Consider the following 17,483-nt stretch of genomic DNA (forward strand, 5'->3'; position numbering starts at 1 on the left):
TATAATTTGGGGTAATTTCAGCAGCTATATGCACTTGATTGTCCGCAACTTAGCCTATGTAACACCATCATCATTATTCATTATATTTAAAAACCAAAACCTATATGACATGAAAAATTTCACTTACATCACATTGATTCTTTTAATCATCGCATCCTGCGGCAGCCCGGCTCCTGGCGACAAAAACAAGTCCGCAGCAGAGAATGAATCCATGGCTGCGCCTGCCGACTCGCTAACACTGAATGGTTACACTTTTGCAGAGGCAACAAGCATGGTTAAAGAGTTAAGGAAGGATCCCGTTAGTTCACATGCTCGTACGAGCATCTGGTTTAGTAAAGCATACATTGACAGTTTATCCCAAATTTTGCCACTGGAAAACGTGGACGGGTTTCGTATATATTTCGCTAAGAAGAATGGTAAGAATGCCATTGTAATGGTTGCGACAAAAGACACCACAATAAAAAATCCTGATGGTACGACCTCTAAAATTCATCAGGATTATTTTGAACTTAAATCAGCATTTTTTAAAACAGGCGGTCGTGTGGAAGCCGGCAATATAATACATGATGCACCATTATCAGGAATTGCAACTGCATCTACGGCTGATTGTACCGAAATCCCATGTAATAAATCATTAAATAGTATTTCCTGTGTGCTGGGTAAGAGCTGGGTAAATCAATTCGGCAAAGATCCAATCAATATCAGGAACCTATGGTATTCCACCCGATTGATTCACTATTGGAAGGCTGAGCTTGATGCGGCTGTAAGAAAAGGGGCAAAAGGAGATGGTATCCGTATATATTTTGCTAAAAAAGACAACGGCAATACTGCCCTTGTGATGGTAACCACCCGCGATAATGGAACAAAGCGTTCAGATTATTATAACTGCTATAATGATAACAAGAAAAATATCCTGGATGTGAATGATAATGGCGAAGAATGTCCTGTTATGTGTCATGGCTCAACCTGGGAATAGATTCAATTCTAAATACCTGTAAGATAATCTAATGTTAAAGTACCTGACCATCAATACTACTGCAGAATGGATTTGCTTCATTATTGCCTGTATCTGTCTTACCAGGGATAAGAGTCCGGTGTGGAAAGGAATGATCCTGTTCCTGCTGATCACCTGTCTTTCAGAAACTTTGGGTATCTACATTAAAGGACAATACCTTGCAGATCCCGAAAATGTAAGGCCTAATGTATGGGTATATAATATTCTGCTGATCTTCCAGGCCGGCTTCATTTCAGCCATGTTTGCTTCCTTATTCAAAGTTCATTTAAAAAGCGGCCCTGTTATTTTAATAGGGCTCGCTTTACTCAGCATTCTGTACATAACTGAACAAATAGAACATGGAATCTTTAAAAAGCATGCCACTACAACGATTGTGATGTCGGTATTATTTATAGTTTACAGCTACTATTATTTTTACCTTCTTTTAAAGGATCAGCGGGACATCAATTTAGCCTATGATCCTGGTTTCTGGTGGGTAGCTGGTATCCTGTTCTTTTATTTTGGTTCCATAATAACCAATTTGTACTATGAAAAAATAAGAGATTTCGTGGCCAGTCCGACGCCATATCTCAGATATATTTTCTATGTACTCAATGTGCTTCTTTATGGCTGCTGGTCTTATTCATTTATACTCAGAAAATGGCCGACAACGAGATAAGAAACCTGATCATCATTTCCACATTCATCTTTGCGATTGCGCCAACCTTTGTCGTAATCTATATCATGCTTTACAATCAGCGCCGTAAGCAGCATGCGAGGGAGAAAGACCAGATGCGCGAAAGGTTTGAAGCTGAGATTGTAAAAGCTGAACAGGAAATAAAGGAACAGACCATGCAAACCATTGGTGCCGATCTCCATGATAATATTGGACAATTGCTCAGCTTAACGTCTTTAACCTTAAAATCCATTGAGCCTGAGGAGCCCGCTAAAATTACTCCAAAGGTAAATTCAGCTATCGAACTTATTTCACAATCCATTCAGGAAATGCGATTACTGGGGCGGCTGTTGCAGGGAGAACAACTTGTCAGCCAGGGCCTGGATGAGGCGATCAGACATGAGATTAAATGGTTGGAAAAATCCGGAAAATACAAAGTCATTTACCTATGTGAAGATGAGCTTCCTGCATCAAATCCAGACAAGGACCTGATCATTTTCAGAATCCTGCAGGAGGTATTAAATAATATTATAAAACATGCAATGGCGACTCAGCTTGCAATTACCTTAGAGCATTCCAACGGAATAAAATGTCTTTGCATCAGTGACAATGGAATTGGATTCAACCCTGATAAACCCCGGTCTGATCAAATGGGAATGGGTTTGACCAATATCCAAAAGCGTGCAAGCCTTCTCGGAGGAGAGGCGATCATAGAATCCAACCTAAATAAAGGGACGAGCATTACAATTACAATTCCCTATCCATGAAAGAAGAAAAAATCAACATAGCAATTGTCGACGACCATACCCTTTTTAGAAATGGTCTGGCTGCCTTAATGAATGAGTTTGAAGAGCTGAATGTGATTTTTAGCGCTGGGAATGGCAAAGAAATGCAGGATATACTAGCAAAATCACTCCTGCCGGATATCATTTTAATGGATATTAATATGCCGGAAATGGATGGCTATAAGGCAACTGCATGGTTGAAAGAAAACTATCCAAAAATCAAAGTGTTGGCACTGAGTATGTTTGATGATGAAAAAGCGGTTATTGGGATGATTAAGAGTGGTGCCTGTGGCTATGTACTGAAAGAGTCGAAACCAAGGGAAGTACTCGAAGCCATTCAAACAATCTTTTCAAAAGGGCTTTATATCAATGAACTGGTTTCAGGAAAACTGCTGCACTCAATGGCTAATCAGAAGGATGCACCCCTGCTTTCGTCAAGGGAAGTCGAGTTCCTCAAATTATGCTGCTCTGAATTAACCTATAAAGAGATTGCAGATAGCATGTTTGTTAGTCCACGCACAGTTGACAATTACCGCGAATCTCTTTTTCAAAAACTAAACCTGAAATCCAGAACCGGGCTTGTATTATATTCAATTAAAAATCAATTGATTCAGTTGCAGTAGAGTTAATGCACAAGCTTGATGGTATCTTCATTCTTAGCCCGACAGCTATTGGGTTACTAATTTGCTAATTGACAAATTTTCCTGTTACAGCAAAAAGTCCTGCTCATAGCAATGAGATCCTTCGTCGCCGCAAATTATTATTAAACTAAGAAAATCTGTTGGCTCCTCTGGATGACAGGCGTTTCAAATTTGTATTTCCTCCATCAACAAATCAAACCAGATTTGCTCTAGAAGATGTTGTGACTTACGAAATCTACTTTCCACTCGCCCATGTGATTTCGTAAGTCCTAATCCTATTTGCTAACCCGATAGCAATCGGGTTGCTAATTATCACAATTTGCTAATTCTCTGCCCTGTAACCTTTCTGTTTTCATTTTCATTATTCGAAATAAACAACTATTTTAAATCCATGAAAAAACATGGCCTCCCTGAAAAGATATATATCCGCTTTATTTGCATCATTCTCAGTTCTTTCATTATTGCAAGTTGTAAGCCGGGGACCGATAAATTACCTCCATCCGATAAGGACAATGGCGGATTGATTCTGCCCGGTGGATTTGAGGCTCTTGTGGTTGTTGATAGCATTGGAGGAGGTTCTGTTGTTGCCCTTCAGATAAGCCAGCTCGCAAAATCTAATGCCCCTCAAACAGCTCCTGCCGAGATTAAAGGAGCTCCTAAAAGCACACAGTTAAGTCGCCCGAACAACCAGCCTTCGGGAAATTATGTTGGTGCCAGACATATTGCAGTGAACCAGAACGGGGATGTTTATGTCAAACTAAGATCCCCTACAATTGATGGTTATGGCAATGCAGCGCTGAGGGATGTGGACGGCGATGGGAAGGCCGATACTGTGAAGATCTGGGGCAAGTATGAGAACCGCAACAGGGGAACGGCCATGCAAATCCATAATGGCTATCTCTACTTCAGTTCAGAGCTAATGGTTTTTCGCAATAAATTAAAGGAAGGACAACTTGTACCCGACAGTAATATGGATACCGTGGTGATCGATACACTGCCTTTTCATGAACACATGGCAAAAGCTCTTGCATTCGACGGGAAGGGAAATATGTTTGTTTCATGGGGTATGGGAACAAATTCATGTCAGGTAGAGAACAGGAAGCCCGGATCGCCGGGTATGAATCCTTGCCCGTATTTAGTTGACCATGGCGGGATCTGGAAATTTGATGAAAATAAACTGCAGCAAAAGCAAAGCGATGGAAAACGCTATGCGACCGGAATGCGGAGTATTGTTGGTATGACCTGGGATAAAGGAACCGATGCACTTTATGCCCTGCATCATGGCAGGGATGATCTGCGTTTACTCTGGCCGGAATATTACAGTCCCTGGAAAAGTGCGATGCTCCCATCGGATGAACTTTTTAAAGTAAATGAGGGATTCGATGGCGGATTCCCTTATTACTATTATGATCAGATGCTTGGAAAGAAAGTACTGAGTCCTGAATATGGCGGCGATGGTGTCAAAGAAGGTGATGGGGCCAAACTTCCAAAACCTCTGCTGGGTTTCCCCGGACATTTTGCACCAAATGATATCCTTTTTTATAAAGGCAATCAATTCCCGGCGCGTTATAAGGAAGGAGCATTTATTTCTCTGCATGGCTCTACTAACCGCATTCCATACCCGCAGGTCGGAAATGTTGTTGTCTTTGTTCCGATGAAAAATGGAGTAGTAACCGGTCCATGGGAAGTATTTGCCGATGGCTTTGCGGGCAAGGATACTCTTGCGGTAGCCAATGACGCTACATACAGACCAATGGGTCTCGCTGAAGGCCCAGATGGTTCTTTGTATGTCGGAGAAACTCAGAAAGGGAAGATTTGGCGAATCATGTACAAGGGCGACAAAAAATCCTTTGGGAATAAAGAGCTGGCTGAAATGGAAAAGCGCAAGGCATTAACCCATCTTAAAACCCCGGATGAAATGGCAGATAATCTTGACCGGAAAGGTAAACCGGTACATGCTGAGCTGCTATACAATATTTATTGCAGAAACTGCCATCAGACAGATGGGAATGGTGATGGAAGCCGCTTCCCCCCTCTTGCCGGATCTGAATGGGTAAACAGCGATAAAACCGTGCTGATCAATGTGGTACTGAATGGTATGACCGGAGCAATTCAGGTAAAAGGGCAAAATTATAACGATACGATGCCTGCACATGCATCCTTCCTTACAGATAAGGAAATCTCGGAGATCTTAACTTATGTAAGGCGGAGTTTTGGCAATAAATCGGGACCGGTAAGTGAGAAGGAAGTGGCGGAGGTGAGGAAACTGATGGGGAAGAATTGACAGTTGACAATTGACAGTTGACAGTTTGATCTCTCCTGCGTCGGGATGAAGGGGAATTGGAAATAGGGAATAGCAAATAGGGAATGGGGAATGAAGAATGGAGTTGATACCGGATAGCTATCGGATTTAGAGTCCCTATTGTCTTGTAAAATTCTCTTGTTTGGAATTTTTCTAATGACCCAGAATGGGTCAAATGTTTATAGTACTGTCTAACAAGGGAATCACGATCTTGAAGAGTAATGTCATTAAGTTAAGGACTACGATCCTGACAAAAGTCAGGATCTCCTCCACTACTAATAAAATGCATTGTCATTCTGGCGAAGGCCAGAACCTCCCGCCCCTTAAATAATGACTTTTCACGAAGATGTCGTATGTGGGTATTTGAAACAAATTTTAAAATGAACCGCTACATCACAGGCAACCCGATAGCTATCGGGTGATAACTGACAACAGATAACTCAAATATGTTTATCTTCCTTTTGCGCTTCGGCTATCAGAAGTTTTTCAATTCTTGTGTCGGGGATAAGCCAAATTACTGCCACAACAAAATATAAGAACATGCCTATTCCCGGATGGATAAAAGAGGTACCTATCGCGGTAGCATAAATAAGTAAAGATAATTTACCTTTCCAATCCTTGCCCAAAGCCTTAGCAATCAGAGAATCTTTACCATGATGTGAAACTAAAGTCCGTCCTAAAATAGTATAGGCAATTGCATTCATAATCATGATCACTCCGTACATAATGACCGGCCATTTCCCAAAATGATTCTCACCCATCCAGGCTGTTACGAAAGGAATTAATGAAAGCCAGAACAAAAGATGAAGATTAGCCCATAATATTGTTCCATTTACAGATTTCACTGCATGCAGCATATGATGATGATTATTCCAGTAAATACCAATGTAAATGAAGCTTAACACATAGCTAAAAAAAACATGAATAAGACCCATTAAAGACCCAATATTTTCGGAATGGGGCACTTTCAACTCCAAAACCATGATGGTAATAATGATGGCAATTACCCCATCACTGAACGCTTCCAAACGACCTTTCGTAATCATATAGCTGATCAATTTGTATCCAAAATAATAATTTTCATCAACAATTGAATAATCCTGATCAGGACTTATGAACGAAAATGAGTGACAGATCAATGAACTATCACTCACCCGAATATTATTAATTGATTAGCTCTGCAAGATCTTCATCCTCAATAAACAAGTCCTCTTTTGGCATTCTTACTTTGGCTAATGGAAGTAACCAGTCCTTTTCTTCATCGCGATAGCCCAATGGGAGAATTAGTACACTTTTCAAACCTCGGTCCTCTAAGCCCAGAAGCTGGTCTAAAGCGGCCGGATCAAAGCCTTCCATTGGGGTACTGTCAACTTCGAGTGTTGCAGCCGCAATGAGGGCCGTGCCCAAAGCAATATAGGCCTGACGTGCTGCCCATTGAAAATTCTGCTCGGCTGTCTGAGCCATAAAGCGGTCGCCATAGCCCCTGATTACTGCAAGTGATTCCTCCGGTACATTTCGTACCCGGGCAATATTCTTTATCATCGCATCCACACGTTCAGTTGTTACCCTATCCCATGCTGCAAATACCAGTAAATGAGAGGCATCTGTAATCTGAGGCTGATTAAATGCAATCGGTTTAATCTTCTCAAGCAGCTCCTTATTCTGAATGACTAATACCTGATATGGTTGAAAACCCGCAGAGGATGCGGATAAGCGGATACTTTCAAGGATCAGGTCAACTTTATCCTGAGGTACGGGACTGCCGTTCATACTCTTGGCAGCATAACGCCAGTTTAATGCAGTTAAAATATTCATTTTTCTTCTTATTAGTTACTTTTAATAACTCAAAACTATTTAGTAACTTTGCATTAAACAATACGGCACCTGTTTTACACTCAGTATTATGAAAGTAACCAATGGCGAAACAGCCTCTGAAGGCAGTCGCGAGGAAATATCAAATTATTTTTCTGACATCATTAAGACAAATCAATGCCCCATAACAGATGTCCTCAGCCGCATCAGTGATAAGTGGACCATGCATACTATCATCATGCTGGGAAAAGCCGAGACCCTTCGATTTACGGAACTGAAGAAAAGAATACCAGGTATTTCACAGCGTATGCTAACGGTAACATTGCGGACACTGGAAGAAGATGGCCTGCTTACTCGAACAATTTATCCTCAGATCCCGCCAAGGGTTGAATACGAACTCACTCCTCTTGGACGGAGCCTGGTAGGTCAGCTTATTTCCTTATCCGGATGGGCCAATGATAATATGGTTCATATTTTGAGAGCAAGGGAGGAATACATTTTGAAGAAAAATTGAGAGTTGAGAGTGGAGACCCGATAGCTATCGGGTTGAGAATGTGCATGGATGATTGAAATTTAATTTTTATCGCCCGGTTAAGTCTTTGCTCCATTTGCTAATTACCTCATTTGCTAATTCTCTTTCCCATCGACAAATTATTCCCCCATTTCCCTTTCCCTATTCCCTTTTCCCTGTTTATCTTTATCCCGGAAGCGGATCTTTTGCTAAATCCTAAATTGGGACAAAATTTGGGTTGGAATTAATTAAAATGAAATTAAACAAGATGAAAAACAATTTATTACTGACCTGCATTCTGTTGCTCGCCGTTTCCATCGGCTTAAATGCGCAATCATTTAATGTAGCAACATTTAATATCAGGTATGATAACCCGCGCGACAGTGGCAATTTATGGGTAGACCGTGCACCGGTAGTATCCAGTCTGATCCGCTTTCACGACTTCGATATATTTGGAGTTCAGGAAGCCCTGAAGAATCAGCTGGATGATATCAGTACTGCATTACCACATTTCTCCCGTTATGGAGTTGGCCGGAACGATGGCAAAGATGGTGGTGAACACTCAACAATTTTTTACAAGAAGGATAAGTTCACGCTGCTGAAAAGCGGAGACTTCTGGCTTTCTCAAACTCCGGATAAACCAGGATTAGGATGGGATGCTACCTGCTGTAACCGCATCTGCTCATGGGTTTATCTTGAAATTAAGGAAAGTGGTAAAAAATTCTATTTCTTCAATGTGCATTTTGACCATCAGGGTATTGTTGCAAGAAAGGAAAGCGCAAAACTAATCATACAGAAAATTAAGGAAATTGCAGGCAGCCAGCCAGTCATCTTCACTGGTGACCTTAACGGAGACCGTAAGAGTGATTGGTATCAAACCATAGCCAATTCGGGGATTCTGAAAGACTCGTACAGAGATGTGGAATTTCCGTATGAACTTAACTCATCAGGCAACGGATTCAGGGCCCCGAGAAATAAATCAGTCATAGATCATATCTTCACTTCAAAGCAGTTTACTGCAAGCAGATGGGGTATACTAACAGATACCTATTTCGGCAAGTTTCCTTCGGATCATTTTCCCGTGATGTCAACACTTAGTCTCTGATTATTTAACCTATATATTTCTGAAGCCGGCGCATCATGTGCCGGCTTTTTTGTATTAGTTTGCTTTAATTGAAAAATAAATAAGTTTAAATTAAAAATTTGTATTTTTATATTAAACGCTTTCAAAACTCCAATTATGAAAAAGACTTTAATTATCGCAGCAGTAGCATTGCTGTTCGGATCCTGTAAGAAGGATATGGTCACTGAGACGACTAATCAGGATGATCTTAAGAAATATGCCGAAATGACTTCAGGTGCATTGTTATTAAAAGCTAATGATGGTTCAGGCATACAGATGTCAGCAAACAAATCAAACAATGGCAAAAGTGTTACCAGGCCATTGAAAAGCACGGGTTCGGGAACCATTTCTTATATCCCTAATGGTTGCGGAGAAGGAACTCTTCAATTCAGATCTGATGGAACCGGTAATTCAACAGCACTCGGACTTCAACAGCAGGTAACAACATTTTGTATCAACCCTGCTACCGGACAAGTAATCGGATCAATTGGTGGGGTCGGTACTGCAGCTAATGGCGATAAACTTTACTATTCACTTGCCGGAGCCGGAATTGATCCTGCAACAGGATTTATGTTCCAGCAATATGTATTCACGGGGGGAACAGGAAAATTTACTAATGCAACAGGAAATATGACCTTATTGTATACAGTAAATACGCCTACAAATTATGAATATACAGGAGAAGGTTCCATTACCTTTTAATCTCTCTGAATTCTGCTCATCAGTTTGATTCTGGCAGTTCAAATTGTATTTTATTCGAAGCCGGTTTTATACCGGCTTTGTCATTTTAGCATTTGAAATTTTCAGGAAATGTAACATCAGCAATGGTCATTTTATATATTTGAAAAAAATAAAAAAAATGATCGCACACCACGTTTTATTCTGGCTTAAAGCCGACACTACTGAGGAACAAAAAACCGCATTCCGAAAAAGTCTGGATACTTTGCAATTTATTGAAGCAGTAAAAATGTATCATATAGGTACCCCGGCTCCCATCGAACGCGCCGTAGTGGATACAACTTATACTTTTAGCTTATTTCTTCTGTTTGATGATATGGCCGGCCATGATGAATATCAGGTTCATCCATTGCACAAAGCCTTTTTAGATGAGTTCAGGGTATTCTTTGATAAGGTGATTATCTACGATGCTCATTAATAATTAAGCACAAGTAAGGAGGTTCCAGCTTTCGCTGGAATGACAAATATGTCAATGGAAATGAAATAGGGAGATTCCAGCCTCCGCTGGAATCGGATTAGTTTACTTAGTACCTTTCATGGACCAATATGCGGGGGACAAAAAATGAGTAAATGAGCTAAATCATTTATTTAACGGTTCCATATTGCGATTCCAGCGGAGGCTGGAATCTCCTCACTCCAAACAACCCTTGTCATCCGATAGCTATCGGATCCCACGAAAGAGGGAACCAAGCAAGCTCTTAAATAATACAATTGCCCTTCATGGTCGGAAAACAAAAGCTTTTACCGTACACTAGTGATAATTCAAAACCCTTCCCTTATTTAATTCATTGTATCCGGCAAAAACTGATTAAATTTATTGGTACAAAAACCCAAACTGTGAGAATACACTTCCTCCTCCTTTTGTTCTTAGTTTCCATAGCAAGCACATCCGCACAAAGTAAAAAATTCGAATTTATTGCCTTTGGCGATATGCCTTATCGTCTTCCGGATGATTATGTTCGTTTCGAAAATCTGATCAAAGAGGTAAATAAAGAAAAGCCTGCCTTTAGCGTACATGTTGGCGATTTTAAAGCAGGATCAACTGTTTGTTCTGACGAATATTTTAATAAGATCTTTAACTATTTTGAAAGCTTTTCCCGACCGTTAATATACACTCCGGGAGATAATGAGTGGACAGATTGCAACCGTGAAGCAGCAGGTAAATATGATCCGCTGGAAAGACTGACATTATTGAGAAAAATGTTTTTCAGGGATAGTAAAAGTCTCGGACAAAAGAAGATACCACTACATAGTCAGAGCAACAATCCTGAATTTGCGAGATATGTGGAGAATGTTGCCTGGGAGCATGGCGGAATCCAGTTTGCTACGGTTCATTTAGTTGGCACAAACAACAATTTTAAGGGGACAGACAATACTGAATTTACAGAACGGGAGAAAGCTAATTTAGCATGGCTCGATGAAATTTATGCCCGGGCTTCTGATAAAGAAGGTTTGGTTATGTTTACCCAGGCCGATATGTTCTACAGCAGAACTACATCCCCGGCCTTTCAAAAGATTATTGATAAATTATCTGAGCTGAGCAGGCAATATGGCAAGCCAGTACTCTGGGTCAATGGCGACTCGCATCGTTTTATTGTCGACAAGCCCTTGCTGAATCCTGATAAGCGATCTGCCATCCTTAATTTTACCCGCTTACAGGTTTTTGGAGATGCTGATATCGCCACAGTCCATGTGACTGTTGATCCAAGAGCTAAGGAATTGTTTACGATCAGGCAGATGCTGCTGGATAAAGGTGAAAAGTAAACAGTATTATTGGATCTGTTTTTTAGGATAGTATCAAAGGAAGCAAGTCATTTCATTGCAGGGCCATTACTAATCTCTCTGCCGGCCTTGTAAACCGCAGAAATCCTTCGTGTATTCTGAATGTTCTCCAGCGGATTTGCATCAAGCACAAGCAGATCGGCAATCTTTCCCTTTTCTATGCTCCCATAATCCTTATCAATTCGCAGAACCCGGGCAGCGTTTAAAGTAGCAATACGAATCACATCCTGCGGACTCAAACCGGCTTCAACCAGCAATTCCAATTCCAGATGTTCGGCAAAACCCTGAGCCCGGATGGGAAAGGCTCCCGAGTCGGTTCCCAGTGCAACCAAAACACCTGCATCATGGAGTTTTTTCACATTCTGAAGGGCCATCCTGAATGCTGCAGCACTACGAACTGAAGCAGCTGAAGCCTTTTGTTCATTCTGGTAAGCAGTGGAACTAATCATTTCATACACCCCTGGCTCGAGAGCAGCCTTAAAAAAGGGGGTCTCAAGCCAGTTTGGTTTTGACATATAAGCATGTGCAAATTTGTCGAGCGCAAGAGTTGGGATATATGGGATCTTTCTGGCTTTCATCCGGGCGATCAAGGCATCGTCCACCAGACTATCGCGGATACTGTGTCCGAATACGTCTATTCCGGAATTTATCAGCTGACGGGCATCCGATAAGTAATAAACATGTGCCGCAACTCTGTGCTGATACCGGTGCGCTTCCTCAATAATCTTTTGATAAATGGCAGGTTTCATTTTGGTTTGAGGCGAACCATCAACCCAGATCTTCACCATCGATGGATTTATACGGTTCAATTCCTTCATCATTCCCGGAACTTCATCTGCAGACAATGGTCGGTATAAATTCCCCATAAAAGATTCCTTCCTGACAGCGGGGTCTGGAATATTGAATCCATAGCCACCGGAGAACAGACGGGCGCCGGGTAAAAGGCCTTTCATTAAAGAATCCCGAAATCCATTTTCATATAATAAAGGCCTGTCGGTACCCAGCGTTTGAACTGTACTTACACCATAATCCAGATACTTTTTTAATTGTGCCAGTACATTCTCCCTTGTAAAAAATGTACCGCTTTGAGCATTTCCACTGATTACTCCAACATGCACATGGGCACTGATCATTGCAGGCATCACTGTCTTTCCCTGAAGATCAATTACACGGGCTCCAACACTCTTTAAATTCTTTCCAATAGCTGCGATGCGCTGCCCTTCTATAAGAATATCCGTATTCGTCCGGACTGTGCCACCTTTACCGTCAATCAGATTGAGATTTTTCAGCAGGATTCCCGTCTGCCCAGACTGCTGGGCAAATGTATTGGATACAATAATTAGTAGAATAGAAAAAGCAAACTGCCGAAACAAGCTGCATTGATAATTTAAAATCTTGTTCATTTTATTCAGCTAATTGCACATTATCTGCACTTTAAATAAAAATATTTGATAATCAAGCCTCCTGCCAGAGTTGCTGCAATTTATTAAGGTCTCTTTTCATATGAGCAAAAATGATCTGCTTATCTGTTGTGATAGTACTTGCTCCATGCTCAGCGCCGCCCAAAGAATATTCATAGTGAAGTGATACAGGTACCTGAATATTAAATTCCTTCAAAATCTTAAAATAGGATTTAAAATCAACCATTCCTTCTCCCAATGGTACATTCTCAACAACCCAGCTTCCATTTTTTTTCAGCCAGATACAATCCTTTATGGCCAGGATTTTAATATGAGGATGAATTAAATTGAGCCCGTTCTTCCATGACATTCCTCCTTCTACAACCGCATGACGGATATCATACTGAACTCCCATATTTCGCTGATCAGCATTTTTAAGTATTTCCCATAACTCCCATATCGAAGCTCCCGCCAGGTTTCCAGAATGATTTTGATAGCAACCTGTAATATTCAGTTTTCTGTTTAAATGACTTATCGCCGTCAGCGTCTTTTTGAATTGCATCATAGCCTCAGGAATACTTTTCCCTTCGGGATATTTGAGCCAGTTCATGCGATAGTATTTAACGCCCAGCCCGGAAGCAGTCTCCAGCAATTTCCTATCAGTAGGATCATTAGCATCCTGAACAGCAGTAGTAATCATTGTTGTAGCCAGACCAGCTTTTTGAATGGCTTCCATTGCTTTTGGCAAATCTGTTTCCACCCGTTCGGGTAAAACATGACCTTTGGGACGCACCGTAAGATCTACCCCATTAAAACCTAACCCGGCTGCTGCATCAGCCATGTCCTGGTAGTTTAAAAATTGCAGATGTTTGGAAAAAACAGAGACATTTAAGGGCTCAATAACTTTTTTACTCCCAAGCACATCTGCAAAAAGATCATTCGACATAAATGGAAGCAGAGTACCTGCAATAACAGAACTCTTAATAAAATTTCTCCTCGACTTATTATTTTCGGTATCCATAAATCAATATTATTAATTGTTTTGCTTTATTTTCAGGAATTTTAAGAAACTTAATTTACAATTTCCTAACAGATTTTATTCAAAATTCAAAAAGAAAACTTTATAGTCAGACAGTTTTCAGAGGGTATTTGGATTGATTATCAGGATCTTATTACCCGGTGCTACTGGTTCATAATTTACAACCTTTGATTGGATATACCTCTTATATAAACCTGAGTTCGATATAAGGAAGGGTAAAATAATACGGTTGTAACACATCAGATTAGCCTCTTGTTAACAATAATTTGTTTGTTGAAAACCAATCCCTGTGTGCTATAGGCCATTTCAGCCCTTTCCTCCGGAGTATTTCCGGCAAGAAATCGCATTCTGCATCATATTACCAATAGCCGGAAGATACCTCCTCCGGCAAGGTTTATTTTACCCGGTGCTGTATTTCATCGGGACAGGCAGTCCGGCAAACGGACCAACACCCCTGTAATTAAATGCGGATTACATCTCTAGCTTTTTGCCCTTGCAAAATCTTATCTCAAAGAGCAATTTATGGGCAAAAACCAGGGTAGAACACGGGTAAGTGGAACAGAAGAGGAACAAACAAGCTTTCAAAGCAATAAAAAATCATTCAACCTAAAGCAGCGCTGCAAGATTTTATACCGAACTAAGGTTCTATTAATAATCCTTATATTTAATATTAAACTTCTCATCATGCGCTTATCTTTAATATTCTGCTCCCTTTTATTGATAGTAAATACTGCATATTCTCAATCCGAAAAGCCAAATATCATTTACATTTTAGCAGATGACCTGGGAATTGGTGATGTCTCCGTTTATAACAAAGACTCTAAAATTCAAACAAAAAATATAGATGCGCTGGCAGAAGAAGGCATGCGATTTACTGATGCCCACAGTGGCTCTGCAGTTTGCACACCAACGCGCTATGGAATATTAACTGGCAGATATGCATGGCGAACCCGTCTTCAAAAAAGTGTCTTATGGGGTTATGATACATCACTAATTGCTCGAGATAGATTTACTCTGGCTAATCTTTTTAAGAACAATGGCTATAACACAGCCTGCATCGGGAAATGGCATTTAGGTTTGGGTTGGCAAAAAGATAAAAACGATTCGGTTGACTTTTCTATGCCCCTAAGTTCCGGCCCAAATTCTGCAGGCTTTGATTACAGTTATATTATTAGCGCCTCGCTCGATATTCCACCCTATGTTTATATTGAAAATCAGCGTGTTACTGCCCGAAGAATTGAGATTATTAAAGAAAATAAAGGCCCCGGATTCTGGAGGGAAGGAGCAATTGGTAAAGGACAAAAGCACAGTAAAGTGCTGGACGATTTCACAAAGAAGGCAATCAATTACATAGAAACGCAGGCAGATAACAATAACAGGCCATTCTTTTTATACCTTCCTTTAACCTCTCCCCACACCCCTATATTACCGACTAAAGAGTTTGAAGGTAAGTCTGGCATTAATGACTATGCAGATTTTGTACTCAAGACAGATGCTTTATTGGGGAAAATAAAAGCAGTTTTAAAAGAAACCGGCTTAGATAAAAATACAATCATTGTTTTCACAAGTGATAATGGAGCTTCTCCGATGGCTGATTTTAAAACTCTCGAATCAAAGGGCCATTTTGCAAGTGGTATTTATAGAGGCGCCAAAGCGGATATTTATGAAGGCGGTCACCGTATCCCATTTATTATTAAATGGCCGGGGAAAGTAGCTCCAAACTCGGTGTCTACACAAACCATTTCATTAACCGATTTCATGGCCACGGCAGCAAACATAGTTGGCTCCATGTTATCGGATAATCAGGCGGAAGACAGTTTCAGCCTTTTACCTGTTCTGCTAAGTAAACCCAGCGAATACAAACGAGAATCAATCATACATCATTCAATTGATGGTAAGTTTTCAATCAGAAAAGGTGATTACAAACTTATTTTTGCCCGAGGATCTGGGGGGTGGTCTGCTCCTACAGAATCAGCGGCAGCAAAATCAAATTTGCCTGGCATCCAATTGTATAATCTGAAAACAGATATTAAGGAACAGCATAATTTAGCCAGCTCATTACCAGATGTGGTTAGGGAGTTAAGTGAATTACTAAAAAAGCAAATTGAATCCGGAAGGAGTACAGAAGGTTCAGGACAACAGAACGATGTTATTGTGAAGTACTAGTACGGGCATAAGGTATAATCAAATAGCACATTCAATATACCATGCTGGTCTGTTTTATCAAATAAATTAAACCTGCTGTTCGAGATTTTCCGCAGGGAATTTCGAAAAACAGATAAAGCGGGTTTCAAACCCGCTTTGAAACTTAAGTAATTTCTGAATTATAGATTTTGACCAAATTCCTTTTCCCATGCATCAATATTTTCAATTGTTATCTGGGCAATTTCCCTCAAAGCCTCCTGAGTTAAAAAACCCTGATGAGGAGTTATGATTACGTTTTTATGATTTATAAGTTTTTGTAGGAGACTATCCTTATCAGTGTCATTACTATGATCTTCGAAAAACAGCCCCTTTTCAAATTCATAAACATCCAGTCCAAGGTATCCGATCTTTCCACCTTCAAGATTTGCAAGTACATCCTCAGATTTGATTAAAGCTCCACGGGATGTATTGATAAGCATCACCCCGTTTTTCATTTTTGCAATACTTTTCTGATTGATCAGGTATCGCGTATTTTCGTTTAAAGGTGCATGCAGGGATATAATATCAGATTGTTCCAGAAGAGCATTCAGGCTTACCCGCTCAATTGGAGCCATCTCAATTTCCTGATCAACATCAAAGGCAATCACCCGACAGCCTAATCCCTTAAAAATTTCTGCAGCCGCTTTTCCGATACTTCCCAAGCCAATAAGGCCAACTGTCTTACCATAAAAGTTGAAGCCGACATGCTTTTCAATCGTAAAATTATAAGTCTCTACTAGTTTAGAGGTGTCAATTAATTTTCTGCTTAATGCCAATGCAAGCATAACGGCCTGTTCTGCAATAGCCTGTGGCGAATATGAAGGAACATTCGCAACTTTAATTCCTCTCTTCTCTGCTGCCTTTAAGTCGATATGATCTGTCCCTGTCGAACGGGTGACGATATATTTAATACCCAGGTCGGCTAGGGCATTAATTACAGGCTCAGAAGCATCGTCTGAAGTAAATATAATGACAGCTTCTGCACCTTTAGCCAGAGCAGCAGATTCAAGTCTTAAAGGCTCAGCCTTTAAAATAATCTCATGCTTCATGCTGTTTGCATTTTCGATATAATCTATTTCAAAGGAGCTGACACTATAGGCAATTACATGCATTATTGAATGGGAATTTTGAAATGAATTAAATCAGGTTAAAGAGAATCTTTGCTCAGAGAGAGAAGCAAACAGATATCCTTTGTTTCAAATATAAAATATCGTGCTGTAAGAAGCTATTAAAGGGTGTATTAAATTTCTAAAATGCTTGAGTAGCGATAGTAAAGGGGCACTTCAGTTTTATTTTGAAATCTCCGAATAGCATTGCTTTGCCATTCCATGCCTAGTTAATTTGAAAGATCTTACACCTCCTTCGCCACCTTCGCAAATTTATTTCTATACTCTATTGGGGTAAGACCGGTAATCTTCCTGAAGATATCCCGAAATGCTTTGGTGTCAGTATAACCCACATCATACATTACTTCCGTCACATTCTTTCTTGAGGCT

17 protein-coding genes are annotated in these 17,483 nt (G+C 40.4%); 11 read left to right on the forward strand and 6 right to left on the reverse strand.

Annotation, left to right across the window (positions count from 1 at the left end; all coding sequences use genetic code 11):
* Positions 1 to 109 precede the first annotated feature (109 nt).
* From VGE44_RS14395 to VGE44_RS14415, 5 genes are all read left to right on the forward strand, one after another.
* Positions 110 to 976, forward strand: coding sequence for a hypothetical protein (locus VGE44_RS14395; protein ID WP_331080338.1), 867 nt, complete (start codon positions 110 to 112; stop codon positions 974 to 976).
* A gap of 31 nt (positions 977 to 1,007) precedes the next feature.
* A complete protein-coding gene (locus tag VGE44_RS14400) occupies positions 1,008 to 1,673 on the forward strand; it encodes a hypothetical protein (RefSeq protein WP_331080340.1) in 666 nt (221 codons plus the stop codon).
* On the forward strand, positions 1,655 to 2,437 hold the full coding sequence (locus VGE44_RS14405; RefSeq protein ID WP_331080342.1) for a sensor histidine kinase: 783 nt from the start codon (positions 1,655 to 1,657) through the stop codon (positions 2,435 to 2,437). Before VGE44_RS14400 ends, VGE44_RS14405 begins: the two co-directional genes overlap by 19 nt.
* On the forward strand, positions 2,434 to 3,078 hold the full coding sequence (locus VGE44_RS14410; RefSeq protein WP_331080344.1) for a response regulator transcription factor: 645 nt from the start codon (positions 2,434 to 2,436) through the stop codon (positions 3,076 to 3,078). Before VGE44_RS14405 ends, VGE44_RS14410 begins: the two co-directional genes overlap by 4 nt.
* A gap of 409 nt (positions 3,079 to 3,487) precedes the next feature.
* Positions 3,488 to 5,380, forward strand: a complete 1,893-nt coding sequence (locus VGE44_RS14415) for a c-type cytochrome (RefSeq protein WP_331080346.1) — start codon at positions 3,488 to 3,490, stop codon at positions 5,378 to 5,380.
* Positions 5,381 to 5,838: 458 nt separating this feature from the next.
* Here the strand turns inward: VGE44_RS14415 and VGE44_RS14420 are convergent, their stop codons facing one another.
* A complete protein-coding gene (locus VGE44_RS14420) occupies positions 5,839 to 6,552 on the reverse strand; it encodes a TMEM175 family protein (RefSeq protein ID WP_331080348.1) in 714 nt (237 codons plus the stop codon).
* Between the two features lie 10 nt (positions 6,553 to 6,562).
* Positions 6,563 to 7,213 carry an NAD(P)H-dependent oxidoreductase gene (locus tag VGE44_RS14425; RefSeq protein WP_331080350.1) on the reverse strand — a complete coding sequence of 217 codons (651 nt, stop codon included), beginning with the start codon at positions 7,211 to 7,213 and terminating at the stop codon, positions 6,563 to 6,565.
* 88 nt (positions 7,214 to 7,301) lie between these two features.
* Here VGE44_RS14425 and VGE44_RS14430 point away from each other — a divergent pair, with 88 nt between their 5' ends.
* From VGE44_RS14430 to VGE44_RS14450, 5 genes are all read left to right on the forward strand, one after another.
* The gene (locus VGE44_RS14430) at positions 7,302 to 7,724 is read left to right on the forward strand and encodes a helix-turn-helix domain-containing protein (protein WP_331080352.1); all 423 of its coding nucleotides are present in this window, start codon (positions 7,302 to 7,304) and stop codon (positions 7,722 to 7,724) included.
* A 265-nt stretch (positions 7,725 to 7,989) separates the two neighbouring features.
* Positions 7,990 to 8,826 carry an endonuclease/exonuclease/phosphatase family protein gene (locus VGE44_RS14435; protein ID WP_331080354.1) on the forward strand — a complete coding sequence of 279 codons (837 nt, stop codon included), beginning with the start codon at positions 7,990 to 7,992 and terminating at the stop codon, positions 8,824 to 8,826.
* 135 nt (positions 8,827 to 8,961) lie between these two features.
* Positions 8,962 to 9,546 (forward strand): hypothetical protein, encoded by a 585-nt coding sequence (locus tag VGE44_RS14440; protein WP_331080356.1) that lies wholly within the window; start codon positions 8,962 to 8,964, stop codon positions 9,544 to 9,546.
* 157 nt (positions 9,547 to 9,703) lie between these two features.
* On the forward strand, positions 9,704 to 10,000 hold the full coding sequence (locus VGE44_RS14445) for a Dabb family protein (protein ID WP_331080358.1): 297 nt from the start codon (positions 9,704 to 9,706) through the stop codon (positions 9,998 to 10,000).
* A 419-nt stretch (positions 10,001 to 10,419) separates the two neighbouring features.
* Positions 10,420 to 11,346 (forward strand): hypothetical protein, encoded by a 927-nt coding sequence (locus VGE44_RS14450; protein WP_331080360.1) that lies wholly within the window; start codon positions 10,420 to 10,422, stop codon positions 11,344 to 11,346.
* Between the two features lie 47 nt (positions 11,347 to 11,393).
* Here VGE44_RS14450 and VGE44_RS14455 read toward each other — a convergent pair whose 3' ends face one another.
* A complete protein-coding gene (locus tag VGE44_RS14455; protein WP_331080362.1) occupies positions 11,394 to 12,767 on the reverse strand; it encodes an amidohydrolase family protein in 1,374 nt (457 codons plus the stop codon).
* Between the two features lie 52 nt (positions 12,768 to 12,819).
* Positions 12,820 to 13,785 (reverse strand): sugar phosphate isomerase/epimerase family protein, encoded by a 966-nt coding sequence (locus VGE44_RS14460; protein WP_331080365.1) that lies wholly within the window; start codon positions 13,783 to 13,785, stop codon positions 12,820 to 12,822.
* Positions 13,786 to 14,487: 702 nt separating this feature from the next.
* Between VGE44_RS14460 and VGE44_RS14465 the strand changes: the two genes are divergently transcribed.
* Positions 14,488 to 15,969: an arylsulfatase gene (locus VGE44_RS14465; RefSeq protein WP_331080368.1), complete on the forward strand. Its 1,482-nt coding sequence runs from the start codon at positions 14,488 to 14,490 to the stop codon at positions 15,967 to 15,969.
* Between the two features lie 158 nt (positions 15,970 to 16,127).
* Here VGE44_RS14465 and VGE44_RS14470 read toward each other — a convergent pair whose 3' ends face one another.
* Positions 16,128 to 17,099, reverse strand: coding sequence for a 2-hydroxyacid dehydrogenase (locus tag VGE44_RS14470; RefSeq protein ID WP_331080370.1), 972 nt, complete (start codon positions 17,097 to 17,099; stop codon positions 16,128 to 16,130).
* 239 nt (positions 17,100 to 17,338) lie between these two features.
* The coding region (locus tag VGE44_RS14475) for a helix-turn-helix domain-containing protein (protein ID WP_331080372.1) at positions 17,339 to 17,483 on the reverse strand (145 nt) is incomplete at its 5' end.

The sequence above is a fragment of the Daejeonella sp. genome (assembly GCF_036405355.1).
Taxonomy (GTDB): domain Bacteria; phylum Bacteroidota; class Bacteroidia; order Sphingobacteriales; family Sphingobacteriaceae; genus Daejeonella.

Coding starts and splice junctions, on each gene's coding strand:
- VGE44_RS14395 (WP_331080338.1), top strand. CDS start 110: ATGAAAAATTTCACTTACATCACATTGATTCTTTTAATCATCGCATCC.
- VGE44_RS14405 (WP_331080342.1), top strand. CDS start 1,655: ATGGCCGACAACGAGATAAGAAACCTGATCATCATTTCCACATTCATC.
- VGE44_RS14440 (WP_331080356.1), top strand. CDS start 8,962: ATGAAAAAGACTTTAATTATCGCAGCAGTAGCATTGCTGTTCGGATCC.
- VGE44_RS14430 (WP_331080352.1), top strand. CDS start 7,302: ATGAAAGTAACCAATGGCGAAACAGCCTCTGAAGGCAGTCGCGAGGAA.
- VGE44_RS14470 (WP_331080370.1), bottom strand. CDS start 17,099: ATGCATGTAATTGCCTATAGTGTCAGCTCCTTTGAAATAGATTATATC.
- VGE44_RS14435 (WP_331080354.1), top strand. CDS start 7,990: ATGAAAAACAATTTATTACTGACCTGCATTCTGTTGCTCGCCGTTTCC.
- VGE44_RS14400 (WP_331080340.1), top strand. CDS start 1,008: ATGTTAAAGTACCTGACCATCAATACTACTGCAGAATGGATTTGCTTC.
- VGE44_RS14410 (WP_331080344.1), top strand. CDS start 2,434: ATGAAAGAAGAAAAAATCAACATAGCAATTGTCGACGACCATACCCTT.
- VGE44_RS14455 (WP_331080362.1), bottom strand. CDS start 12,767: ATGAACAAGATTTTAAATTATCAATGCAGCTTGTTTCGGCAGTTTGCT.
- VGE44_RS14415 (WP_331080346.1), top strand. CDS start 3,488: ATGAAAAAACATGGCCTCCCTGAAAAGATATATATCCGCTTTATTTGC.
- VGE44_RS14425 (WP_331080350.1), bottom strand. CDS start 7,213: ATGAATATTTTAACTGCATTAAACTGGCGTTATGCTGCCAAGAGTATG.
- VGE44_RS14460 (WP_331080365.1), bottom strand. CDS start 13,785: ATGGATACCGAAAATAATAAGTCGAGGAGAAATTTTATTAAGAGTTCT.
- VGE44_RS14445 (WP_331080358.1), top strand. CDS start 9,704: ATGATCGCACACCACGTTTTATTCTGGCTTAAAGCCGACACTACTGAG.
- VGE44_RS14465 (WP_331080368.1), top strand. CDS start 14,488: ATGCGCTTATCTTTAATATTCTGCTCCCTTTTATTGATAGTAAATACT.